The following is a 24,657-nucleotide window of genomic DNA, read 5'->3' as shown; positions in this document are numbered from 1 at the left end:
ATGCCTTCTGAATCCGGAATCTGATAGACAACCTCAAAAACAGCACGAATTGTTAAGGCTTTTTGATTTCATCTTCAGTATAATTGGAGGAAACAAGCAAATACATACTTTTTCTAAAAAATCATGCAAAGGATGATGGATATGGATCAGTTAACAATAAGACGACATATCGAAGAAGGCAGTACTTTTTATTTGGACATTTTGGGGAAATCTGAACACATGAAGACAGAGCAGTTCCCACATTACACGATTATACGCCCTAAAAAGGGACAGCATGGTGGAACATCCATCTATAACATTAAAATCGATCATTTGCCTGAGGCTGAAGCGCTTCGCCTTGTACAGGAGATCAAAGACCATAAAGAGCATATATTCTAGGGGATGTATCCTTGGAAAAATAACGTCCTTGGCTGCCGTTGGTTTATTGAACTAATGTTTCTCGTTAGTTGAACATTGCTTTAATGATCTCTTCCCATTTAGATAGATAAAGTAAGTGTCCTTCTTCATTAAATGTGGTATACGTACAGTTAACGTATTTGCTTCGCAGGTACTGCGAAGTCGCAGGCGTCCATACCTTATCCTTTCCGCCTTGCCAAATATTCACCTTGGTACTGTACGGTGCAAATTCAGGATAAATTCCGCATAACGCAACTGCATCATAGTATACAGCGATTCCTTGATTGTGGTAGGCCTCCAGCGCACCTTTAGTAATAATCTCCCCCATAATCGGATCAAGTGCAATTTTTCTATCAGCATCAACCATTTGATCAATAGATTCTTGTAGTGTGGCTTGCAAATTTCCATTTAACTTTTTACTGAACCTTTGAAAAAACATTTTAGACAAAACCGGCATATGGCTATTCAAAATTCTTATGATATTCCAATTATTTGGAAGATATTTCGAAGTCTTTCTGCTAAGAGGTATTGCGCTGCTAACTAAATTAAGTGAGCTCACTTTGTTAGGGTATTTATCCGCGAATATTTGACCGTATAATCCTCCAGCTGAATATCCAAGCACCGCTACATTTTTGACCCCTAGAGAAGCGAGTAATTCATCCGTATCATCTGCCACATCTTCTAGGGAGCATTTTCTTGATAATTCGGATTCACCGTACCCAGATCGGTTCATAGCAATAAAACGGATATGGTACTTATTGAATATATCAACGTCCGGAGGAAATGTGCTAGCTGAAGAACCGAATCCATGAAAATAGACGATTGTATTCTCATTTTCATTACCGAAAATTTTATACGAAACTTTTCTGTTATTACGAAGCTTGGTTGATAAATTAATAATGTCAGACTCCATTTTCCACCTCTTGACTAATTTGTTGATAACAAATTCTAGTTGAAATGCCAGCATTCCTGCAAGAGCTATACTGCCCGTTAGCTTAATGAGATCGCCCGATTGGTCCGCGGCGGCCTCAAATGTGTTTTCTACGCTATCGGTAGCAATAGGTAAGCCTTTGATACGATCTCCAGCTTTTCCCCTGCTCCACACGGAGCGTGCGAGTTTCCCCGCACTCCGCGTTCCCTCTAACAAAATGTACTAGATCATAAGTTCCTCGTTACTCATAGATTTGGGAAGGTTAGACTGGTTCTAGTCCGTATTTATTACGGTACTGATTGATTTTGATTTTCATCAAGTCAGTGATACCCCGTCTATTTATGAGTACTTCGATCGTCTCTTTGTGAGTATGGTGGATAAGCTCATATACCTCTTTGTGGAGAATGCGCAGATTGTTGAATTTGTCGCTTCCACCGAGATATAATGGCATATAGTGGTGACAGTAGACGTCTGATGCGAAAAGATACATCCCTGTGATTTCGCATTTCCCCATCTTCATACTGTACCGACTTATACGATTATCCATATACTCCACACTCTGGCTCGGGATGCTGGATTCCATCAAAGAAAGTATTTCTTGACGTATATCCGGACGAAGCTTTTTGTATATTTGTTCTCTTCCTGCCGTTGTATAAAGTGAAAGACTTTGACTGAAGTTCATCGTGTTCTTTGTTTTCACGTTGGCAAGAGGATATAAGTATACACCTGCTACTTTGAACGTTCTGTAACCCCTGCTGTAGAATTTGTTGTATGTTGGTGGCGGGTTAGTAGGATGTTCGTATTTCCCGATTTGTTTCAGACGATTATACATGAAGGCTCGCAGGTCATAGGCAAGACGTGAGAACTCAACACTGACATGGGTTGCCCGACTGAAGTAGTTGTGGATTCCCAAAACAAAGCTATTAAAGAGTGCTGCATTTAGGGCAATTGGAGACGATCTCAACTTCTGAATGCGCTTTTTGGCTTCCATCTTGATCTTCTGCTTTTTGTTATTTCTAATGCCTGTATGCGCTACTCTCTTTTCACCCTTTACATTCGCTCGGATCGTGAATCCTAGAAATTCAGATTCTCGCTTTCGTAAATTTACAATTTGCGATTTCTCTGGCGAAACTTCCAGTTTCAGACGATATTTTAAATAGGAAACGACAGCATGATACCACTTGTAGGCAGTCTTGTAGTCTCGACAGATGATTTTGAAGTCATCGGCGTAACGCACCATATATCCTTCTTTGAGGGAAGTGCGATTTTTCGTATACAATTCACCACTTCTTGTCTTGTGAGGTTGAGTCAGGGGGAAGAATTCCCATTGACCAGCCACCCAATGATCCAAGTCATTGAGGACGACATTTGAAAGTAATGTCGACAACAGACCCCCTTGAGGTACACCCTTTGTAGGTATACCTTATCCATCGATTTCTGCTTTCAGCATCTTGGAGATGCACGCTAACACCTTTCTATCCTGAATCCCCATGTTCCATAGCTGCTTCAATAGCAACGTGTGATTCACATTGTCGAAGAACCCCATGATGTCGATATCTACCACATAGTGCATTTGTGCCCGATTCACAAGAAATTGTATTCTTGCCATCGCGTGGTGTGTAGACCGTAGTGGTCTGAAACCATAACTATGTTTGTAGAAATGAGCCTCAGCTATGGGTTCAAGCACTTGCTTGAAGCATTGCTGAATGATTCGATCCAGTATACAAGGAATGCCGAGCGGTCGCCATTTTCCGTTGTCTTTTTCTATAAATTCCCGTCTGACTTTCTTAGGGCGATACCATTTTAGATTGTTTTGGATTTCACTTACTAGTTCATCTTCGGACGATTTTTCAATGTCTGTGATGGTTTTTCCATCTGTTCCTGGCGTCTTTGATCCTTTATTCGATTTCATTGTTCGATAAGCCAGCCGAATATTTTCTCTAGATGTGATTAGATCGTAGAGATGCGAGAAAGATTCATGATTGCCAGCTCTTTCGTGCAAATCTGTGAAAGGTTCCGTCATGCCGTAGTACTCCCAATTTCGCAAAGCTTGCACTGTGGCATCAATCCTTTTGAGGTGATGTTCCCACATTCTTACCCGACCGGCGCAATTCACGTTTGGAAAATGATCGTTCTTATCTGTTAGACTTGGGGCTGTTCTTCCACTCCCATTACAGGAGATTCATCAGTCGTGCCCCTGCCCTCACAAAGCTTAATGCATTTCGGCCCGTGCCTTATTGCAACCGTCTTGGGTAACAGCCCTTGTTGCGACGTGCCTTGCTTTCCAAGTCCCTTACAACCTAGCCTTTTTTTTTTTTTTTTGTTCTGGACTTAGGTGCTTCCTCTGGGCCTGTGAGCAGGATGCCTCCTTAGTTTGGCATAGCGTATTTCATAGGGAAAATTTTTACTTTACGCCACTCACCCCATCGTAGGATGGTACATAAGTTTCCTTATGCTCTAACTATAGACCTGTACATTCGGAAGTTCGTCAGTTCTTTTCTATGAACATTCTCACCATATCCAGCTTTTCAGCCACGCGGCATATCCGTCAGCATACCTTTTCTATTCGAATGGCTCTAGCCTTTGTTCTGCCGAATCTACCTGTACTTCAAACCCCATAACCTGTCAGTCATGACGCATGCAGGAGTATTGGTGGGATGGTTTCGGGATACATGGTTCCGTCATTCCCATCCTCGGTTGTAAAGTTAGGATTCTATGAGACTTTGAATCCCCTGTTTTTCGCACTATGTAGTGCTTATACAGAACTTGTCATACTTCTCCGTTAGTTGAAAGTTCACCTATTGGAATGAATCAAGTTACTGAGCGGAAATCTCGAACTTCGTGCCGGCATCTCCGGCGAAAACTATGGATCCTCCTGCGGGCAGTTCGACCTGATCCTTGCCTCCGATGACACTGAAGTAGATGCATGTTTCCTTGGCATCATAAACAGCGAAGGAAGCGTTCGGGGACATGCTCACCTTAATAGTCTTGCCCCCGTCTTTGTCGCTTATCGTATACCACTTGGCGTAGCCGTCGGGCTGAATCGTAACGGTTGACTTCTTAGCGACGTACATAGGCTTCACGGCGTCCTCGTTCACTAAGATGATTCCACCCATACTCAGGTACTCAACGCCGTCATGTGTAAAGAACATAAGATCTGAGAGATCCCGCCCGTTCAATCCCGGAATTTGCAATTCGGAGACGGCTGAATTCGGGCCGGTTATTCGCTTATCCAACACATACCCCGGCAATTGTTTCGACACATTCAAGTTGGTGGTTACCTTTTTCAAATAAGAAATCGACGTATACTTCTCAGTCAGCAGATAATACTTCTTCCCGTCGCGCTGCATCCATGCTTCCTTGGTCTCAGCCGGAATATCTTGGGGCTGGAGCTTCTCGGCATTATATACAGACATAGCAATCTGCCCAAGACCCGGCACTAAAGTGTATTGACGAAGCCATAAGTAGATACGGCCGTTCTCCTCCGTCACGAAGCTGATCAGCGAATTTCCATCCGAACTATGGAACATGCCGTCCGCCGAATATTCGAAGGTTTGGACCGGATTATCAGGCGACAGCTCCGAAGTGATGGACATTACGCCGTCTTCGGATATTTTGATGTTCATCGTTGTACCGGTTGCGCCATAGATTCCCGAATACTGCAGCATGGACTCCGGTATATCAGATTTTACCGGCGCGCCGTATGACTTTTCAGGCTTGAATTCAGTAATTGTCCCTTTCTCTTTCAGCGCCTGAAGCAGGATTTCATTCGCCAGAAGCTGATCATACGTGCCGTTCCCGCCGGAAGTGACAACAGCTGCCGCCATGTCCTGTTCGGGAAGCACAACGAGCGACGCGTGATAGAAAGACGTGTCCCCGCCTTTGGTCAGCGCCTTCATCCCGTATTCGCTGAAGGGATACAGATTGACGCTGTCCCAGCCGAGACCGTATTCGAATGAGTTGTCCGCATCGTCAGGCCACAAAGGCGTCTTGTACTCGTCTTGCGCCATGGCCGCAGCCGATTTACCGGACAAGACTTCTTCCGCTTCCCCCGTGAAAACTTGCGAGAATCGAGCCAAATCTTCCGCCGTGGAATAAATGCCCCCAGCTCCGATCACGTTGATCGTCTCGCCCGGAAGTTGTCCTGCATATGTAGGATAATAGAGTCCCGCCATCTTCGCTTCGTCCGGAGAATCGAGCGGCGTCTTCGTATTGACCATACCCAGAGGTTCCGTAATATATCGATGGATATAAGGGGTAAAGTCCATGCCGCTGACCCGCTCGATCAGAATCTGGGCCAGCGTAAATCCGTCATTGCAATAAACCGAATAAGCGCCCGGGGCCGCCTTTAAGGTCTGACCGGCCAGTTGCTTCAGCAGTGTGTCGTGGGCATAGGTGTCGTTATCTTCGAATAAACCGGCGTTCGTAAACGAGGATCCCTTCAGCCCGGAAGAATGATTGAGCAGCATGCGCGGAGTAATCTGTTTGTAGCGTTCATCCTTCATCGTAAACTCGGGGATATACTGGACGATCGGCGTATCCAGATCGATTTTCCCTTGATCGACCAACTGCATAACGGCAACCGTGGTAAACATTTTACTCGTCGAACCGATCCCATACATCATGTCTTTCGTGAGCGGCCTCTGTCCCTGCTCATCATTCTTGCCGGATTGGCCGGATATGACGATGTTGCCATGATCGATAAGGGCGTATTGCACGCTGTTCGTATCGTAAGCTTTCGTGAGGAGATCGGCTTTCTCATTTGCAGCTTTCATGGTTAATTCGTAGGTTATCTTAGCCTCGTTCGAAGGTGAGTCCATTACTGCCGTTGGCTCAGATGTATTCAGCGCCCCTGCTATGTTCTGCGTCTCTGCCGGTGCTTTGTTGTCGTCGCAGGAGGTTAGCAGCAGACACGAAGATAGCACAACTCCCATTATCCATCGACTTTTCATAATTCGAACTCTCCTTCCGGAATTTTAGTAGATATGTACAAAAATCGGCGATAGAGTTCTCTCCGTCGTTCCCCGCGTAGTTGAGCATAGATTTGTGTGGTTGATGCTTTTTCATGCCCTAGCATGCCTTGGATAAAATCTAAAGGTGCCCCGTTATCAAGAAGTTGGCAGGCATAGGTATGACAAAAACGATGGGGATACACATTTGCCTTAACCGTTCCGCGTTCTGCTAACCGCTTTACTGCCCACCTGAGCGTTGGGATGGCCATTCACTTCACTGGATTTGTTTCTGTTACAAATAAGGCATTACACGAGTCCTCGCGGCTGTCTAAGTACTTCTTCAACCATACTTTGCATTCCGTGGTGAAGTAAATTTCTCTCTGCTTTGACCCTTTCCCGTTTACAATGGCAGAGCAATTTTCCCAATTTAAATCCTCAATGTTTAACTTCTCAACTTCGCCAATACGACACCCTGTGCAATATAGAAACTCTAGCAATCCTCTTTCCCTTAAGGTCTGACATGATATCTTCAGATGAATGACATCTTCCTCCATCAAAAACTTAGGAATTCGTTTATCTATTTTAGGTTCACGCAGTTTGAGCGAAGGATTACTAGATAAGTAGGCTTCTTCATATGCAAATCGGAATAAGGATCGCACAAAACGGATGCGGTGTCCTAAGCTGCTCGGCTTCAAGCGCTCAGACTGCTTCGCTAAGTATTCCTTCAGGAGATTCAGCGTGATCCCAGAGATATCTATATCTCCGAGGTCCATAACCAGCATCCTGAGTTGCAAAGCATACGCTCGCAATGTGTTTGGGCTAAACCCTTGAATTCTTTTGTCTGCTTCATATTGAAGCCAAAGTTCACTTAAATTCATAATAAAACCTCCTAATAGAGCAATTAATCCTAGTTTGCTTCTAGTAGAAGGTTTTAAACTTGATTTAACTAGTATTTCCCGTTAGCTTCATTATTCAAATTACTTTCGATCCCTTTATAAACATCATTAAAATCTCCACCTTTATTTAAAGAATCAATTAGTTTTAATAAACCAGGTGTACTAACAATCCCATACCACCTCGAAACCTCATAACACGCCAGTTCATAATTTATATGACTTTTAGCATTAGACTGAAATGCAGAGTGGGAGTCCAAAAGATTAAAATTTATTGATTCTTTGCCGTCATTAGTTTGGATGTTCCAAATCATTTCATTATCGGGAAATCGACCATCAACCATAGCGGCTAAACCCTCATCAAACCATATTGGCACCTTACTGCTGTTTCTGAGCCTCTTCCTTAATTCTGCATGTGTAAATTCATGAGCAATAACGTTTTCGTTATAACCACTTGGTCCGATAACAATGTAGTTATTCCACGGATAATAATAAGTTTGTCCAATATCTGAATCTGCGTAATTTTCTAAAGCCTTTTTTGATTTTGCATAGATTAAAACAGGGGTCGATTCTTTTTGACCAAAAAGTGCATTAATTTTTACAGTAGATGTTTGAACATAATTGATTAGTCCTGCTTTTTCACTCTCATTGATTTCAGGTTCAACGTATACATTATGAGCAATTTGTTTCATATTTGAGTAGTTGACTAATACAGCATTTGTTTGCTTAGCATAAATCAAATATAAGAACAGTAAAACGAGAGCGAATATCAGAATGGTAGAAAAGCCGATTATTTTGATCCTTTTTGTTCTGAGTAATATCAATGTAATATTCTCCTTATTTGAATACTTGCATATATGTATCGTTTAGATATTAACTTATTCCTAAATCCGTAATTACTTTCTAATGAAACCATAGAAGGATCATACTACTCACCACCTAAATGGGATCGATAAGTTATTTTACCATGTATTGGAATTAAACTGCCCGTTAGCTTAATGACAATCGTCAGTCTACAACCTGAGTGGCCTCAGTAGATCGGATACCCCCAGACGAACAAGGCAAGGTACAGCAAACCGCCGATAAGATAAATTACAGTAAGCGCAGCATCCTTGGCCCTGTCCTTGGTAACGAGCACAGCGGCAAAAGCCAGCGGGAACGCCACAGCAAAATACCGCGGTGCGGACAGCAGCCAGGTCGGTCCCACAACATAGGCGAAATAGACGATAAAATAGGCGGTGTAGGACGGATGCAGCTTTCTGGCGCTGCGGCAGATGAGCAGCAATGTGCTGACAATCATCAGCACATTGGGCAGCCATAGTCCGAGTAGGCTGCGGCTGTCCCCTTCCCGAAACGCCTTTACTACATAATCGGTCTGGTAGCGCGCCGTATCCCAGAACAGGTACATCCGCTGGAACCAATGCTCTCTCTGGTAAATACTGAACTGGAACGGATTGCCGGTCACCGCATAATTGACATAGAGATAGGCTAGCAAGCCAAGCGGAGCCACAGCAAGACAGGCGACCGCAATAGCAGCCTTGCGAGTCCATTCACGGCGGGTGGTCTGTCTATAACTTACCGCCAGGACCCGGGCCATTTCCACGGCAATCGGTACAGCCAGCAGAATCCCCGGCGAACGTGTATACCCGGCCAATGCGGCGCACAGGCAAGCGAGCAGCCATTTGTGTCTGCGCACGAAATAAATACTCATTAGAGACAGCACCAGAAATAAGGACTCCGTCATCGGAATGACGAAGAAGAACGCGGACGGGAAAATAAAAATATATTTGACCACCCGCAGCGCGTCTTTACGGGTCATGTCGAGCAGTGCCAGTTCATAGGCAACCAGCGCAGCAGCTATGGCACAAAGGTTGGATACCGCGAAACCGGCAGAAAGATAATCCCCGGTAAACAGTTGCACAAATTGAATCAGTTTCGGGAACAAGGGCAGAAATACGATATGGAATCTGGAATCTCCTTCTGTCACGTACCCATGCTCGGCAATGCCCAGATAGGACTGGGTATCAATTCCTGTCAGATGCCAGGTCTCTCTTACCGTAGCTAGAAGACTGCCTGCACTTCCGTTATGTATGACCATCAGTCCATAGGCGATCAAGAACAGCAGCGCACGGGTGCCCAGCATCCAGAGGATGATTGTCAGCCAGGTTCGTTCACGGGTGCCTGCCGCATGTCCCTCCGGCAGCTTGTCCGCTGGATCGGCGCCTGCAATATAGGCTGTGAGCACCGGAATCGTCCGCACCCCCAGCCAGACGAATATCCCGAAGCAGGCTGCAGCGGCAGTCGTACCGGCAAGGGTCCAGCTAGTGTTTGCGACCGCCCAGTAGATTCCGGCTGCACTCATAATGAGCAGAAATACAGCGGACAGAATTTGATCTTGCTTTTTCATGGAAATCCTCCGCCTTCAAATTTATTTGCTGTTCTATCTTATTCATCCGGTAAATCAGAGTGCTGCGGTGGATATGAAGCTCGCGGGTGGTGGCCTTCTGATTATGATTATGGTTGATGTAGCATCTAAGTGTCTTCGCCAATTCCCCGTCGGTTTCCTGCTCACTCTGGATCAGCCGCATCAATCTACCCTTGAAGCAATTAACAGAGGAAGCCGCTGCAAAAGGTTTATAATGCTTAATAGTTGTTACTACTTAGGACTCCGTAGGATAAGAACACTTCAGATTCAGTTCCATGAGATAGAACGTGAACTTAAGAATGTTATATTCGAGTGGTCCGGGTAGCCCTATGCACCAGGCATTCTGACAACTCCACCGTTTCATTCTTAAGTTCATCTTATAGAGTCTCATATCTCCAGTCCAAAGAATTAGTTGCGAAACTGCATCTATTTCGCCGTTTTTTTCTGTTTTGGAGGAAATAAGTGCGAAAACGCACCTAATTTAGGATTTTGAGCGTAATAAGCTTGCTTTACTTGAATTTAGTTGCAGATATGCACTTATTATCCTGAAATGGGTATTTCGGCGGAGATTAGTTGCAGTTTCGCATCTAATTACTCCGAAGGTTCCAGGGCAACACTCTAAATCCTGGCTAAATCCTAAGCAGTAACTAATAGTTATAGAACGTGAACTTAAGAATGTTACATACGGAGTTGCCAGGAAGCCCTATGATCACGCTTTCTGACAACTCCACGACTCCATTCTTAAGTTCATCTTATATAACCTAAAAAGAAGCCTGCGGGAATATGCAGGCTCCTTCTTCAAGTGCAGCTTATTGCTGCGGAGGCAGCAGAGGGAAATGGCAGGCTACGCTGCGGCCAGGCAAGGCTTCCTCCAGCAAAGGCTCCTGCTGGCGGCAGCGGTCTTGGGCAATCGGGCAGCGGGTGTGAAACCGGCAGCCGGACGGCGGATTGGCTGGAGAAGGGACATCCCCTTGGAGCACGATCCGGTCCTGCTTGCGTCTTGGCGTCGGCTTCGGAATCGCCGACAGCAAGGCTGCTGTATAGGGATGCAGCGGAAGGGCGAATAATTCCTCGGTCTCCGCTACCTCCACCAGCTTGCCGAGATACATCACCCCTACGCGGTCCGAGATATGGCGGACGATATTGAGGCCGTGGGCAATGAACAGAAAGGTCAGTCCCAGCTCCTTCTGCAGCTTCATCAGCAGGTTGATTACCTGGGACTGGACAGACACATCAAGTGCGGATACCGCTTCATCGGCAACGATAAACTGCGGATTGAGCGCAATCGCACGGGCAATCCCGATGCGCTGGCGCTGCCCGCCCGAGAATTCATGCGGGTAGCGGTTTCTCCGGCTGGCGTCCAGGCCGACCAGCTCCATCAGCTCGACAACTCGGGCTTCAACCTCCCGGGGTGACATCTTGCGGTGAATACGCAGCGGTTCTCCGATGATATCCTTGACCAGAAACCGCGGGTTCAGCGAGCCGAACGGGTCCTGGAATATAATCTGCATCTCTTCACGCAGCTTGCGCAGCTCCTTGGTGCCCAGGGAATGAATATCCTGGCCCTTGAACAGCACTTCTCCGCCGGTTGCACTTTGCAGCCGGAGCAGAACCCGGCCGAAGGTCGATTTGCCGCAGCCGGATTCGCCAACTAGGCCGAAGGTTTCGCCTTTGCGGATCGACAAGGTAACATCATCCACCGCTTTGACCTGGCCGACAGTGCGGTTAAGCAATCCCTTGTGAATCGGGAAATATTTCTTAATATTCTTAACTTCCAACAGCATTTCCGGTGTATCTTCCATATCGGCAGTCTGTTTGCCAGCTAGTTCACTGCTCATGCTTGTCTCACCCCGTCCTTCTTATCAGCGTCAGCGGGTCTGTCCTCGAACAGCCAGCAGGCGGTGCGATGATCACTAGAGATCATGAAATCCGGCGGCTCCTGCTGCCGGCAGACCTCCATCGCCTGTGGACAACGGGGATGGAACCGGCAGCCGGACGGCAGCTGGCCAATCGGCGGAATTGTTCCTTTGATCGTATACAATTCCCCGCCCCGGCCTCCTTCGAAGCCCGGGATCGACTGCAGCAGCCCTACCGTGTACGGATGGCTCGGATGGTCGAAGATCTCCTCAACCGTTCCTTCTTCCACGATAGCTCCGGCATACATCACGGCAATGCGGTCCGCAATCTCTGCCGCTACGCCCATGTCATGAGTAATCAGCAGGATGGACATACCCAGCTCGGCCTGCAGCTTGCGCAGCAGATCGAGAATCTGCGCCTGTACGGTAACATCAAGCGCGGTTGTAGGCTCATCGGCAATCAGCAGCTCGGGATTACAAGCCAGGGCAATCGCAATGACCACACGCTGGCACATCCCGCCGGACAGCTCATGCGGATATTGCTTGGCGCGGATCTCCGGGGCCGGAATACCCACCAGCTTCAGCAGCTCCACGGCCGATTTCATTGCTTCGGCAGCACTTTTATTCTGATGCAGCTGCAGGCTCTCGGCAATCTGCTCCCCAACGGTAAAGACCGGATTAAGCGAGGACATCGGGTCCTGAAAGATCATCGCGATCCGGTTGCCGCGGATCTCACGCATCTGCTCCTGATTCTTGGCGGCCAGATCCTCCCCATGGAAATCAATTTCGCCTTCCAGGATCATGCCGCCTGCATAATCAATCAGGCGCATAATCGCAAGCGAGGTTACACTTTTGCCGCTGCCGGACTCTCCTACCAGACACACGGTCTGTCCTTTATCTACTGCAATCGAGATGCGGTCAGTGGCTTTAAGCAGCCCCTTCTCTGTCACAAAGCCAGTGGTTAGTTTCCGGACTTCGAGTAGTTTTTGCGCCATTGGTCCAGCCTCCTCCGGGATTTGGTGACTTGCTGTCTGGGATCAAGCGCATCGCGGATGCCGTCGCCGATAAAGTTAACCGCCAGCACGACGAGCAGGATGCATAGGCCAGGATACAAGGCCTGTTTAGGATCTACCAGCATGAATTGCTGGGCGTTACTGAGCATCAGCCCCCAGCTCGTGGCCGGAGCCTGGATGCCAAGACCGAGATAGGACAGTGCCGATTCACTGAGAATCGCCCCACCGACCATCAGGGTTGCATTGACGATAATCGGAAAGCTGGCATTGCGCAGCAGATGGCGGAAGATAATGCCCCAACTGGACACTCCAATTGCACGGGCTGCCTCCACATACTGCATCTCCCGCAGCTGCAGGAAGTTCCCCCGCACCAGCCGGGCGATACTCATCCAACTGGTAATCGCCATAATAAGAATCATGTATTTGATCTGTGAACCAAAAATAGCCATCATCAGAATATTAAGGAACAGTGTAGGCACTGAATTCATCACATCAACAATACGCATAAAGATGGTATCGACCCATCCGCCGAAGTAGCCGGAAATCGCTCCAACAACCGATCCAATCACTACCGAAGCCAAAGCGACCGTGAATCCGATCAGCAGCGAAATCCGGGCACTGTACAGCAAGCGGCTGAGAATATCCCCACCCAGCTCATCGGTACCCAGCGGGTGCCCGGCTGAACCTGGCTTCAAATTAGCTGCCATCAGATCAATCGCAGCTGGATCATGTTTAGTAATGAGTGGAGCAAATATGGCAAGTCCTATGAAAATGAGCAGCACTACAAGTCCTGTCATGGCATAAGGATTACGTGAGAACTTCTTCCACAGCAGCCGCCACGGACCCGACGAACCCGGAGGGCGCTTAGAATCATTGACCGGGATCTGCGGATCATGGGCAGGTATAGGATCGGTTCCCCGCGGTCCGGCCGATGGGGAGCCTGGCCCAGAAGAGAGTTGTGTTTGATCGGTACTCATGCCGCTTTCCCTCCTTGCTTGCCAAGCTTCACCCGTGGATCTGCTACAGCATACAGAATATCAGCAAGCAGATTGCCGATAACGACCATAACGGCCGTAACAATGGTAACTGCCATCAGTGCCGAATATTCGCGCGCTCTGGCCATTTCCACGAACCAACGGCCCATTCCGGGCCAGTTAAAGACACTTTCGGTCAAGGCGGCACCTGCTACCAGGATCGGAAGATCCAGGCCAAGTATCGTTATAATGGGAATTAGGGCATTGCGCAGTGCGTGGTGAAAGACCACTCTGCGTTCTTTGACACCTTTGGCGCGTGCGGTACGGATATAATCCTGATCCAGCACTTCAAGCATGCTTGCCCGTGCGTATTTCATATAAGAAGCAAGAAAACCAAGCGAAAGCACCGTTACAGGCAAAACCAGATGCATGAATAAATCCTTCACATTGCCTTCCTGGCCCCTGGAATACATGTCGGACAGAGGGAACCAGTTCAGCTTCAGCGAGAACCATTGCTGGAGCAGAATCCCGAACCAGAACGTTGGCATCGCGAACCCGAGATAAGAAATAAACGATGCACTCTGGTCTGATAATCCATACACCTTGGTACTGTTATAAATCCCCCAAGGAATGGCAATCAGCAGCGACACCAGCCAAGCCGCTCCCATCAGGATAAAAGTATTGCCGATCCGCGGCAGCAGCAGGTCAGCCACTGGCAGATGATTCTTGAACGTATAACCCAAATCTCCTTGCAGCAAATCCCCAATCCAGCGCACATATTGCATAGGTATCGGTTGATCCAGTCCCAGATTCTTCGCTTGCTGGGCAAAAATCTCCGGCGACAGCCCTGGTGCCAGCATGACCTGAGTTGGCCCCCCCGGCGCGGCATGGATAAGCAGGAAGGTAAGTATGGTAATCAGGAAGATTACCAATACCGATTGTAGTATTCGACGGATCAGATATTCTGTCATCAACGGTCCTCCTAGAGATAGGTAAGGTATAGAATTCGGAAGGGGAGCCCCTCCAAACAAACGGAGAAGAGGAAAGAGAATTCTCTTTCCCCTTCCGTGATTCTATTAGCTGTGTTCTTCTGCCTGCATTAGTTAGTCAGTTACCCACCATTTGATAGCATGGAAGTATTGTCCATAGCCGAGTGAAGGCTCTGGCGCATCTTCCTCTGCCCAATTTACTCTAGGCCCGGTACCGATAGCCTGCCCATATTGATAGAGAAATACATAAGGCAGATCGGTAGAGATTTCTTTACCTACTTCTTTGTAGATTTCCTTGCGTTCTGCCTGGTCAACGGTAGAGTAGCCATCTACCCACAGCTGATCCAGCTTCTCATTCTTATACCAGCCGCTGTTCTGGCCAGCTGGCGGGAAGTACTTGGAAGAGAATACACTCTCGGAATCTGGGTCCGGGTCGCTCAGGGACCATGCCAGCAGCAATGCCTGGAACTTGCCCGGTGTAACGTTCTGGTCGATCCAGGCTGCGAAGTCAATCGCCTTAGGCTTGACTTCAATACCTACATCCTTCAGATTAGACTGGATAACAGTAGCCACCTGCTCGCGGCGGCTGTTGCCCGCATTGTATTGCAGCTCGAAGGAGAAGCGGTGGCCGTCTTTAGTCAGAATACCATCCTTGCTGTCAGGTACCCATCCATCTTCCTCCAGCAGCTTCTTGGCAGTTTCCGCATTGTAATCATAGTTCACGGCTGCATCACCCGGATCAGCCCATGTATCCGGCAGGAACGGTGCGTCCATCAGAGCGCCAACGCCCTTAAGAATATTGTCTACCATACCTTGACGGTTGAGGGCATGCGCAATCGCCTGTCTGGTCTTCTGACCTGAGAACAATCCGTAGCCATCCGGGAAGTTCTTGCCATCGAAGTTGAACATCACATATTCATACTGAGCACCAGGCTTCTGAATAATGTCGATCGTATCATTAGCTTTAACCGCCTCTACCTGGGTCACAGGAATGGCACTGATATGGTCGATGTCGCCTTTCAGAAGAGCCTGAACCTCTGTATTCTGGTCGGCATAGATTTTGTAAATCACCTGTGAGATATGAGGTTTAACTTCGCCCCAATACGCTGTATCGGCATCCATGGTGTGGCTTTCGCCCTGTTTCCATGCGCTCCACTTCCATGGTCCGTTGGTAACGGTAGCCGCTGGATCTGTACCGTAAGTATTGGTCAGCATTTCAGCCGGTTTCACATCCTTCAGGATGTGCGCAGGTACAATCGCTTGAACCAAGCCTTTATAGATGAACGGTGAATAAACCTGGGACAACGTGATTTTGGCAGTGAGATCATCCACCTTCTCCACCGTCTTCACCTTATCATAGGCGCTGGTAAGCGGTGATCCGGTTTCCGGATTCTTGGCAGTTTCAATCGTATACACAATATCGTCGGCAGTGACCGGCTTGCCGTCACTCCATTTGACATTCTCTTTCAATTTCACTGTGTAAGACAAGCCATCCTCAGATATCTCAGGAAGTTCAGCTGCCAGTGACCATGGCTCGGCAACGACATTACCTTCACGGTCCATGTTATACAGCTTGGAATAGACAAATTCACCGATATCTCCTGAAGCAGTATCATTAACGAGCAGGGGATTGATATTAACAACATCAGAGAATGTGCTGAGCACCAGCGTTCCGCCGTCCACCGGGCCATCGGCCGGTGCTTCGGAAGCTTCCGGAGCTGTACTTTCTGCGGGAGCCGTAGTTGCTTCCGGAGTGTTATTGCTGGCAGTGTTATTGGTACTGCAACCCGTGAACAGAACCCCTACAAGTGATAAGACCAGTAAACCAGACCACCATTTTCTCTTTTTTGCCATTCCATTTACTCCTCCTTCATTTTAAGTACGGCTAATGAGAGCTTCATTGACACTGGATTAGAAATCAAGGCTTAACTGAGCTGAAACGGGTCCTTGTCAGATCATTGTCCGCAGACGGAGGACACTTCGCAGCTCTCATTGCAGAAGATATGAAATCTCATTTTCTGAAAACACCCACCACACAAATAGACCGCAGGTCAATAAGATTCAGCATAATCCTCATGTCAATGTTTGCTTAACCTTGCCTCTAAATTATGGTTTATATTACATGTTAATATTTCTTACGTCAATAACTTTATTCGCTCTTATTTCCATTACATTAAATTCTTCAATTAAAAGTAATCTCCATATATATTGATTATCCTTCCAGATTAGGTTTTATGACTCAACACACTTCAGAACACTTTCTACCAATAACATTGATATGACATCCTATGGCCGGTTGAATATATCATATCAATGACACAAGTGGAAACGACTTCTCCTTCCTTTTAAAAGGACGGAGAGGTTCAGCGAGAAATAGAAGGATAATTAATAGCGTGGCACATATAATTTCTTATATTTTCATAAAAAAACGCTTTTCTCTCATCCGGCTGAAGTACACCCTGAGAAAAAAGCGTCGTTATTAGCTGATTATTCTATGAATCTCTAACCTTTCTTGATTAAGCCTGCCACCTTGCTGCGCGGTACCGTTGGATCATGATGAACGACATAGGACTTGGAGAACCGATCCAGATAGCTCTTCTCATGCGATTTAGGCGTGAGGATAACCAGCTTGCGTTTCAGCTCACGGGCGTACAGCTCGAATACCTTCAGCTTGCGCTGCTCGTCCAAGGCGCTGTCGAATTCATCCAGCACAATAAAGCCGGGAGACGTCTGCAGATTCTGCAGCAGAGCGAGGGCAAACAACAGGGAGCTTAGTGATTCTTCGCCCCCGGATACCCCCTTACCTACTCTGCCACCTCGTGCCTTGAGGCTCACATCCTCCAGTGTTCCGCGATGTCCTTCCTTACGGGCTTTGATATAGAGATTGAAATGTGTCCGCCCCCGGCGGTCTTCATGGTAATCCCAATCAATTTCACCTTCGAATTGAAACAGGCTCATATAGGACCGGAAGTTCTGCAGAATCTCCAGCACCCGCATATTAATCGTCGTCTCCAGCTGATCCTTCAGCTGCTGTGTCCGCTCCTGGTTCTGCTCGAAGAGGATCTCCGTCCGCTTGTAATCCTCCTGAATGCGGCTAAACTCCGCTTCAATGACCTTGTAGTTATCAGGCGCAGCCGGATCAATGCCTGACTCATTCCGCGCATTATTGAACTCGGTTTGGCCCTTATCCAGCGCTGTCCTTATCTGCGGCAGAGACAGGCGCGGCAGGTCATCGGCTGCGGCCTCGGCCTCAGCTTCATTATATAGAGCGGCATGGAGCTGCTGGAAATCCTCAATCTCCCTCAGACAGCCTACCCGCTCTCCCTGGGCATTCTCCAGCACATCCGCCGCCGTCTGCAGCTGGTTTCCGATCTGCTCCAGCTTGCGCCGCTCCTGTCCCAGCCGGTATTCATTCTCCAGCAGCTCATGCTCCTGGCGCCGCAGCAGCCGCTCGGCCTGGTTCAGCCCCTCTTCACCAGTCTCCCGCTGCTGCCGCAGCTTGCGGACCTGGCCCTTAAGATTCTGCAGCTCCTGCTGCTTCCCCCCAAGCTCCTCGTATTTCGCCTTCTGCTGTCCCAGCCGCACGTAGAATTCGGCTTCCCGCTGCAGTGCACGCTGCAGATGCTCAAGCTCCAGATGTTGCTTCAGCAGGGTTTCCCTGGATTCCTCCAGGGCCTGAATCTGCTTCAGCAACTCCTCCAGCGCGGTCTGCTCCTGCTTCAGCTTCAGCCTGCGGCTGACCCGCTCATGTTCCTTGGTGCGGAATGCCTCTGCTTCACGCACCAGCTGGATTACACTATTCAGCTCCTGCAGACGTTTGGTGTCCCGCAGGATCGACACCTCCAGTTCGGCCGTCTTATCTGCCAGGCTGCCGATCAGCTCGGAGATCTGATCCTTGCGGGCGAGCAATGCGCGGGCACTCAGAATATAACGGGCCGCCTCCTGCGGGCCGCGCAGCCCCATCCGATCCACAAGCACACTGTCTTCAATTCGCGGATCTACGGCCTTGAAGAACTCTCCCACCCACCATAGGGCTTTCATGGCATGGGGCAGCATGTCCTCAGACACGTCTTCCTTCACTCGCAGCTGAAGCTCCGGCAGCTCCGTCACGGAGCGCTCGGGCACCACCTTGCGCAGCGGAACGTGATAGAGATCATTCGGCGGAACCATGCGGATCCCATCAAAGAATACGGTATATTTAATTGCATTAAACCGTTCTTCTTCCTTCGCCTGAGCGCTTCTGTCCAGCTCTACCAGCTCACTGAGCGGGTAAGCCTTGATCCGGGACGAAGAGAGCAGAGCCAGGGATTCGCTCTGCCGGCTGGACCAGTCCCGTTGCTCCTGCAGCCGGGCAAGCTCCTCACGCAGCTGCTTAATGCTGTTAACATACTCATGCTTGTGATCCTTGGCCTGCTGGAGCGAACGGTCCAGCCTGTCCAGCTCTTGCTGGACCGCATAACTGCCATTATATTCACGTAGCCGCGACTGATGGACAGTCTCCTGCTCATATTCCTGTTCAATGGTATTCTCCAGCTTATAGATCGTTCTTCGGTGCTGTTCCTCCTGAATACGGCTCTGGTCAAGTACGGATCGCAGCTCCGCACGCTGACGGTCAGCCGCTGCAAGCTCGGCAGCTACTGTCTCCAGTCCGTGTTCCACCTCGGCATCGGTGCGCGTAATCCGCTCCTTCTCCTTGTTCACCTGCTGTAGTTCAAGCTCCAGCTCGGCTATGGCCGTTTTGGTCTCCTGGATGATCTGGTCCAGCACATGCAACTGCTCCTCCACTTCGCCCAGCTCCAACCGCTGCTGTTCAATCTGCTGCTTCGTGTCTTCCAGCTGTATACCCAACTCATGCTCCTGCTGCTTCACTTCAGCGATCTGTTCCTGCTGCAGCTCCAGATCCAGATCCAGCTGCTCCATCAGCCGCTGCTGGCTCTCCTGTTCCCGGTTATAATACGCCTCCAGCTGAAGCAAAGACCTGGCATACAGCTGCCCGCCCTCTACCAGACGCCTGCGGTTATCCTCGTAGCGTTCCAGATCAGATTTCTTGATCTTGACCAGCTGCTTCTTGTTGGCTACGTTGATCTCGGCACTGCGCAAGGTCTCCTGGGTATCCTTCAGCTTCTCCAGGCTCTCCTCCCAGTTGCGCTGTACCTGATCAATCCCGTGCATCTCCGCGAAGATCCGAAACCGTTCCTCGGGATGCATCACGGCGAACTGGTTGACCTCCTGCTGATACCAGATCAGGTAGAAGAGGTCGGGGTCAATCTTGTATTTGTACTGCAAGTCCTGCTTGTAGGAGGTGAAATTATACTGGCGGTCACCGGATGTATACCGGGTCTGCCCGTCCCACGACTCCGGGTCATCGCCAGAAGAGACTACGAACTCCTTCTTGACGGGTTGTCCCGGCTCCTGAAGGACCCGCAGGGAGAATTCAATATAATCGGGTGCATCGATCCGCAGACGGCCGCCGTTCTTGAACAGCAGGCGAATCTGCGCCTTCCACGGCTCATCGGCCGCCAGATTGCGGGAGCGCAGACCCTCCAGCTCCACCTTGGAGGAGTAGAGCACAGCTCCCATGCAATAGGTGATAGTCGATTTGCCTGCTCCGTTGGGCCCGGTAATCAGCACATGCTCCTCCTGTCCGGACAGATCCATATACGTCGGTGCGTAGTCGCGGATGCCGCTGAACCACATTTTCCAGGGGATCATCGTTATTCGCCAGCTCCTTCCTGGTAGAGATTGTACCGTTTGAAGAACTTCAGCACTTCTTCCTTGTTCAATTGATTGGACTGGCTGAATTCAACCGTACGCCGCAGAAAAGAGTCCGAGAACATATGGGTGCCGATCGCGGTCAGTTGATAAGCCTTCTCCGGAGAGTTGGTCTCGTATTCCTCAAGCGCCCCGATCTTCCGCAGCTGGTCCAGGTTCAGCAGCATCCGCTGATTCGCCTTGGTGGTCTCGTGCCCGAACGCAGCCAGCAGCTGATCGAACAGCGTGAAGTCATGCTGCAGCACCTCCTGCTGATAGAACATAAAGAGCAATATCGCCAGGCTCTCCTTCGACAGTGTACTGCGGGCGGTTCGGGACGGCACCCTCATCATGGCAACCACCTGGTCGCGCCGCTCATCATAGATAATCTGGAAATACCGGCTCACGGCCTGGTTCACACGTTGTATAAAAGAAAAGAAACGCTCATCCTGCTCCCCGATCCGCAGCTGCTTCTCGACTTCCTTGCGGGACAGGCCAAAATTGCCGGCACGTATCGTCGCAGAAGACGAGAATAGAATATTCATAAAGACCAGCTCCTCGTCCCCGCTCAGCATTCCTTTCAGGGACTGCATGACGTGGAGAGGATTGATGTTGGCGTCTGTATGCTGTTCAGTCATGTTCTTCACTCCCTTTTTCCGGTTCTGCCTCTTCCATGGCAGAACCACTCCGTTTGCGCAGGCGCTCTTTGCCTGCTTCTTTGCTGACCCATTCCCACTTTTTATCATAAACAGGACTTCCGGCAACCTGATCCGCCGAGCCTTCGGCAACAGCCAGCTTCTTATTGCCCACCAGCGCCGCAATCGCGGTTAGCGAATTAATCGCATCCGCCCAGTCGGCCGACGTCGATTCGATCATTACCTGCTCAATTGATGCTTCCTCCACTGCTTCCATATAAGCTTCAATCGCATCGGTCTGGATCATCGATTTCGTAAGCAGCCATTCCGAATCCCCCATGACTTCGCCAAGCTGCTCCAGGTCAATTTCTTCTTCTATATATTCAGGTTCGGCGTCTTCTTCGTGGATGAAGCCAACGATGGGCTCATAATGCTCCAGATAATCTATGGACTCCGCAACGGCCTCGGCAGACAGCGGCGCAGCGAACTTAATGGGCACCCACAAGCCATCCGCCGCCTCGCCTTCATATTGATTCTGCTCCATGAAGCTCAGCAGCTGATGGGCATTGGGGATATCCGATTCCAGCGGAGGATCAAACATCTGCACGATGAATGCCCTGACCTTCTCGGGATGGATCGTAGAGGTGAGCATCGTCTGCTGCATGGTAGTGAATTTCAGATATTTATTGATCATACCCAGACTCAGGTTCGTGCCTTCGGCCAGCACAGCCGTGCCCTGCTGCATCAGATCACTGAGCACCAGACTATCCTCCAGGGTGCTGAACTGGCGAAACCGCTCCACCAGCTTCAGCTCCAGCTCCTGCATCAGTTGATGAATAATCTCCAGCTGCGGCAGCGCGCCGCGGTCGGCCAGCATCTCCAGCTCCCGCTCCTTCATGAGCTGGATAGCATTCTCTACGTTGCGGATCATGCTGGCGATTTTGTTGCCGCCTGAGATCCCATGATCATCATAGGCTTCACTTAGCTCGGCATCGCGCCGGGCCTGAAACAGCGAACGGCCGATATCATCATGCATGTAATACGCGAGTGAATCGTTGGCCAGCCGGATGAGCGCATCCATCATTCTTTTGCCGACATCACGCATCTTCAGCTGCCTTGATTGCTTGGAAATCCAGTTGTACTTGACCAGCACATTGATGATCTGCTCCACCTTCTTGCGGGTTGGCGGCTCGGGGTCGCGGTAACGGTTGCGGTAACGGTAATAGAGCGTGTCGGCATTCTCAATCGGCTCATCGAGGCCAAGCGCCTCTTCATTAATCATCTGAATAATCCGCAGAAAACGCAGAATCTCAGAGGGTGTCTGGAACGCATTCTGGGAGCCCAGCTCACTCAGCACACCTGACAAATAGGCGATATCCCTCATGGACTGCAGCAGCTCCGGGGCCGACTCGTCTTTATTAAAAATGGAGATTAAAGATTGATCCACTGTCTCCAATCCTCAGCACCTCCTACAATTTGCTCTTGCTCCAGCGGCTTCTTCTCCTGCAAAAGAACCTGCATATACCGCTGGTATTGCGGCCAGCTGGTCATGACCTTGCGGTCATGGCCGATCCACTTCAGCCGGGCCGGGGAGCCCTGCGCTGCTTCAGCCAATTCACCGGAGATTAACAGGCCATCCGTGTCATAATCCGTCCAGATCAGCACCTGCCGAATGGCGTTTCCGCCGAGCAACTGCCGGATAAAGTTCTTATGCGAGCTTCTCAGATGTCCGTCTACACAGGCGATCAAGGAGCTTGTCTGCTGCAGAAAATCACGTTCAGCCGCCACACGGGTCAGGATGGCACGGTTCTCTACCAGCCACAGTGTGGTCGCATCGGTAATGTAATGATCCGCCGCAATCGACAGATCGGTCAGGGCGTGGACTGGCCCCGCCCGGTAACCTGACCATGTGCCGTTCAGATTACCGGCAAAATACAGCGGCGTAATCCGGCCCAGGCTAACCAGCCCGTAGCTTGCCGCCGGCTGGCCGCCCCATTCTTCGAGTAAAGAAATGAATTCATCCTTATGGGCATCAAACACCTTGGAGCCTCCGATGACGCCATAATATTGCGCGCCGATCTCTTTCCAGTCGAACTGCTCCTGCTGGTTGGAGATCATCCTGAGCGCCAGCACGAAATGGAGAAACCTGATCCGCTTGGCTACACTCCAGTTCGGCGGAAACAGCTCGGATTGGGCCAGCTCCCGAGGGGTCCATTCCCTGCTGGCGGCGATATAGTCTGTGATTGCCGCCAAGAGGGTGGAAGGCTTCTGAAGCGGAGCTTCCAGTGCGGCAAGTCCGAGGCCAGCCTTCTGCTGATATGCCTCCAGCTGCCGCTGTTCTTCCAGCCCCGCCTGCGTCTTCTCTGCCTGGAGATGCTTGAACAGGTGCGGGCCCATGCGGTAATGGATCTGCGCGACGCTTCTGCCATCCTGCCGGAAGCGCAGCTCCTTGAGAACCCAGCCGGCCTGCAGCCAGCTGAAGGTCTGCGCGTCTTCAGGAAGCAGCGCCCGTTTGCCGGGCGTCCATTTCAGCAGCGGCAGCGGCGGAGCCGGGCAGACGGTTTCCTCTGCGCTCGGCGGAGTCGGGTGGGCGTTGTCCTGGGCGCTCGGCGGAGCCGGGTGGGCGTTGTCCTGGGCGCTCGGCGCGTCTGGACGAACCGTTATCAAGCCCACCTTACGCAAGGTGCGGGCGGTGCGCTTGACGATAGCCAGTTGGATTGTTGTGGACTCGGCCCCATGTCGCTCCATATCCTCCAGCTGCTCGCCGTTCTTCAGAATATGGTGAGTAATATAGTCAATGACTTCTTCGTCCATGGTGGCTTCCAACCCTCGCGTTTCACTTTTCATTATAGACCATTAAATACCAATTTTCTTACACAACATAGATATATTAATTCTAGCAAAAAAACTACTATACCGCAGGTGAATGTTACTGGGAGTGGGCCGGTGCGCTAAATTTAGGGGGTATTTCCCTTATTTTTACTCGGATGTGCCTCCACTCGCTAAATTTATGACATTTATCCCTTACTTTTACTCGAATGTAGCCCAGCGCGCTGAATTTAAGGGATTTATCCCTTATTTTTACTCGAATGTGCCTCCACTCGCTAAATTTACGGGATTTATCCCTTATTTTTATTCGCATGCCCTCGCCGCTGCGGCTACCCACCCGCCCCCCAATCCTTCCATCAAAAAAACCTGGATTCACCTACGCCTAGCGCAGGTGAATCCAGGTTTAATAAATACCACCTATACAGGCTTATCGGCCTGCGGGAGAATATTCTCTACTCAGGATCGAGTAGACGGCGATATCGACATATCTCCCTTTTTCAAACTCATGTTGCCTCAAGACGCCTTCCTTGACGAAACCCAGCTTGTCCAGCAGACGGGCAGATGCCAGGTTATCCGGCTCTACCTTGGCTTCGATTCTGTTCAGCTTCAGCGCCGCGAATCCGAATTCGAGCACCCGGTTGATCACCTCAGCCATAATCCCCCGGCCCCAGAACCCGGTAGCCAGATCATAGCCGATCTCCGCGCGGTTATGATCCTTCTCATTCTCCAGGAACCCGCAGGTTCCGATCACCCGCCCGGACTGCTTGTCTTCAATCATCCAGCGCATGCCCGATCGCTCAGCAAAAATCCGCGTATACCAGCCCATTTCATCCTTCGCCTCCTGAATCGAAGCAAACGGTGAAAATGGCATATATCTTACAACGTCTTCATCGGAATATAGCTTATATAGATCCTCGCTGTCGGTTTCCTCTGCTCGGCGCAGAATGACGCGTTCCAGCTCAAACCGGGGAAACTCATCAAACTTATACTCTGCATTCATGCTGTGTTGTCTC

At 49.7% G+C, this 24,657-nt stretch carries 16 protein-coding genes and 2 pseudogenes; 1 reads left to right on the top strand and 17 read right to left on the bottom strand.

Annotated elements, in window-relative coordinates; genetic code table 11:
• Positions 1-141 precede the first annotated feature (141 nt).
• Positions 142-378, top strand: a complete 237-nt coding sequence (locus B9T62_RS36935) for a hypothetical protein (protein ID WP_157794160.1) — start codon at positions 142-144, stop codon at positions 376-378.
• Between the two features lie 64 nt (positions 379-442).
• Here B9T62_RS36935 and B9T62_RS36930 read toward each other — a convergent pair whose 3' ends face one another.
• The 17 genes and pseudogenes from B9T62_RS36930 to B9T62_RS36850 form a co-directional block, all read right to left on the bottom strand.
• Complete coding sequence (locus tag B9T62_RS36930; protein WP_087919806.1) at positions 443-1,501, bottom strand: alpha/beta fold hydrolase; 1,059 nt, start codon at positions 1,499-1,501, stop codon at positions 443-445.
• Positions 1,502-1,589: 88 nt separating this feature from the next.
• Positions 1,590-3,419: pseudogene (gene ltrA, locus B9T62_RS36925) on the bottom strand (group II intron reverse transcriptase/maturase).
• A gap of 724 nt (positions 3,420-4,143) precedes the next feature.
• Positions 4,144-6,147 carry a serine hydrolase domain-containing protein gene (locus B9T62_RS36920; RefSeq protein ID WP_087920568.1) on the bottom strand — a complete coding sequence of 668 codons (2,004 nt, stop codon included), beginning with the start codon at positions 6,145-6,147 and terminating at the stop codon, positions 4,144-4,146.
• 128 nt (positions 6,148-6,275) lie between these two features.
• Positions 6,276-7,052 (bottom strand): annotated as a pseudogene (locus B9T62_RS36915) (tyrosine-type recombinase/integrase).
• Between the two features lie 173 nt (positions 7,053-7,225).
• On the bottom strand, positions 7,226-7,996 hold the full coding sequence (locus tag B9T62_RS36910; protein WP_087919805.1) for a hypothetical protein: 771 nt from the start codon (positions 7,994-7,996) through the stop codon (positions 7,226-7,228).
• A 206-nt stretch (positions 7,997-8,202) separates the two neighbouring features.
• Positions 8,203-9,579: a hypothetical protein gene (locus tag B9T62_RS36905; RefSeq protein WP_157794159.1), complete on the bottom strand. Its 1,377-nt coding sequence runs from the start codon at positions 9,577-9,579 to the stop codon at positions 8,203-8,205.
• Positions 9,494-9,760: a helix-turn-helix domain-containing protein gene (locus tag B9T62_RS41995; RefSeq protein WP_087919803.1), complete on the bottom strand. Its 267-nt coding sequence runs from the start codon at positions 9,758-9,760 to the stop codon at positions 9,494-9,496. The genes B9T62_RS36905 and B9T62_RS41995 overlap by 86 nt, the downstream gene beginning before the upstream one ends.
• Positions 9,761-10,406: 646 nt before the next feature.
• Positions 10,407-11,399: an ABC transporter ATP-binding protein gene (locus tag B9T62_RS36895; RefSeq protein WP_425436724.1), complete on the bottom strand. Its 993-nt coding sequence runs from the start codon at positions 11,397-11,399 to the stop codon at positions 10,407-10,409.
• Between the two features lie 32 nt (positions 11,400-11,431).
• Positions 11,432-12,448 (bottom strand): ABC transporter ATP-binding protein, encoded by a 1,017-nt coding sequence (locus B9T62_RS36890; RefSeq protein WP_087919801.1) that lies wholly within the window; start codon positions 12,446-12,448, stop codon positions 11,432-11,434.
• Complete coding sequence (locus tag B9T62_RS36885; protein ID WP_087919800.1) at positions 12,415-13,443, bottom strand: ABC transporter permease; 1,029 nt, start codon at positions 13,441-13,443, stop codon at positions 12,415-12,417. Before B9T62_RS36885 ends, B9T62_RS36890 begins: the two co-directional genes overlap by 34 nt.
• Complete coding sequence (locus tag B9T62_RS36880; RefSeq protein WP_087919799.1) at positions 13,440-14,411, bottom strand: ABC transporter permease; 972 nt, start codon at positions 14,409-14,411, stop codon at positions 13,440-13,442. Before B9T62_RS36880 ends, B9T62_RS36885 begins: the two co-directional genes overlap by 4 nt.
• Positions 14,412-14,543: 132 nt before the next feature.
• Complete coding sequence (locus tag B9T62_RS36875) at positions 14,544-16,283, bottom strand: ABC transporter substrate-binding protein (RefSeq protein ID WP_087919798.1); 1,740 nt, start codon at positions 16,281-16,283, stop codon at positions 14,544-14,546.
• Positions 16,284-16,931: 648 nt separating this feature from the next.
• Positions 16,932-20,141 (bottom strand): AAA family ATPase, encoded by a 3,210-nt coding sequence (locus B9T62_RS36870; protein ID WP_087919797.1) that lies wholly within the window; start codon positions 20,139-20,141, stop codon positions 16,932-16,934.
• 2 nt (positions 20,142-20,143) lie between these two features.
• Positions 20,144-20,818: a hypothetical protein gene (locus B9T62_RS36865; protein ID WP_087919796.1), complete on the bottom strand. Its 675-nt coding sequence runs from the start codon at positions 20,816-20,818 to the stop codon at positions 20,144-20,146.
• Positions 20,811-22,271, bottom strand: coding sequence for a hypothetical protein (locus B9T62_RS36860; RefSeq protein ID WP_087919795.1), 1,461 nt, complete (start codon positions 22,269-22,271; stop codon positions 20,811-20,813). Before B9T62_RS36860 ends, B9T62_RS36865 begins: the two co-directional genes overlap by 8 nt.
• Positions 22,247-23,629, bottom strand: coding sequence for a DUF2399 domain-containing protein (locus B9T62_RS36855; RefSeq protein ID WP_169834497.1), 1,383 nt, complete (start codon positions 23,627-23,629; stop codon positions 22,247-22,249). Before B9T62_RS36855 ends, B9T62_RS36860 begins: the two co-directional genes overlap by 25 nt.
• 442 nt (positions 23,630-24,071) lie before the next feature.
• On the bottom strand, positions 24,072-24,644 hold the full coding sequence (locus B9T62_RS36850) for a GNAT family N-acetyltransferase (protein WP_087919793.1): 573 nt from the start codon (positions 24,642-24,644) through the stop codon (positions 24,072-24,074).
• Positions 24,645-24,657: the final 13 nt, after the last annotated feature.

This window comes from Paenibacillus donghaensis (assembly GCF_002192415.1).
Taxonomy (GTDB): domain Bacteria; phylum Bacillota; class Bacilli; order Paenibacillales; family Paenibacillaceae; genus Paenibacillus_AQ; species Paenibacillus_AQ donghaensis.
Note: the sequence above shows the minus strand (reverse complement) of the source record. Positions and strands in the feature narration are given on the sequence as shown.

What these genes read in the sequence shown, in the direction of transcription:
- B9T62_RS36935 (WP_157794160.1), top strand. Translation starts at nt 142, where the DNA reads ATGGATCAGTTAACAATAAGACGACATATCGAAGAAGGCAGTACTTTT.
- B9T62_RS36920 (WP_087920568.1), bottom strand. Translation starts at nt 6,147, where the DNA reads ATGGACTCACCTTCGAACGAGGCTAAGATAACCTACGAATTAACCATG.
- B9T62_RS36905 (WP_157794159.1), bottom strand. Translation starts at nt 9,579, where the DNA reads ATGAAAAAGCAAGATCAAATTCTGTCCGCTGTATTTCTGCTCATTATG.
- B9T62_RS41995 (WP_087919803.1), bottom strand. Translation starts at nt 9,760, where the DNA reads ATGCGGCTGATCCAGAGTGAGCAGGAAACCGACGGGGAATTGGCGAAG.
- B9T62_RS36895 (WP_425436724.1), bottom strand. Translation starts at nt 11,399, where the DNA reads ATGGAAGATACACCGGAAATGCTGTTGGAAGTTAAGAATATTAAGAAA.
- B9T62_RS36890 (WP_087919801.1), bottom strand. Translation starts at nt 12,448, where the DNA reads ATGGCGCAAAAACTACTCGAAGTCCGGAAACTAACCACTGGCTTTGTG.
- B9T62_RS36885 (WP_087919800.1), bottom strand. Translation starts at nt 13,443, where the DNA reads ATGAGTACCGATCAAACACAACTCTCTTCTGGGCCAGGCTCCCCATCG.
- B9T62_RS36880 (WP_087919799.1), bottom strand. Translation starts at nt 14,411, where the DNA reads ATGACAGAATATCTGATCCGTCGAATACTACAATCGGTATTGGTAATC.
- B9T62_RS36875 (WP_087919798.1), bottom strand. Translation starts at nt 16,283, where the DNA reads ATGGCAAAAAAGAGAAAATGGTGGTCTGGTTTACTGGTCTTATCACTT.
- B9T62_RS36870 (WP_087919797.1), bottom strand. Translation starts at nt 20,141, where the DNA reads ATGATCCCCTGGAAAATGTGGTTCAGCGGCATCCGCGACTACGCACCG.
- B9T62_RS36865 (WP_087919796.1), bottom strand. Translation starts at nt 20,818, where the DNA reads ATGACTGAACAGCATACAGACGCCAACATCAATCCTCTCCACGTCATG.
- B9T62_RS36855 (WP_169834497.1), bottom strand. Translation starts at nt 23,629, where the DNA reads ATGGACGAAGAAGTCATTGACTATATTACTCACCATATTCTGAAGAAC.
- B9T62_RS36850 (WP_087919793.1), bottom strand. Translation starts at nt 24,644, where the DNA reads ATGAATGCAGAGTATAAGTTTGATGAGTTTCCCCGGTTTGAGCTGGAA.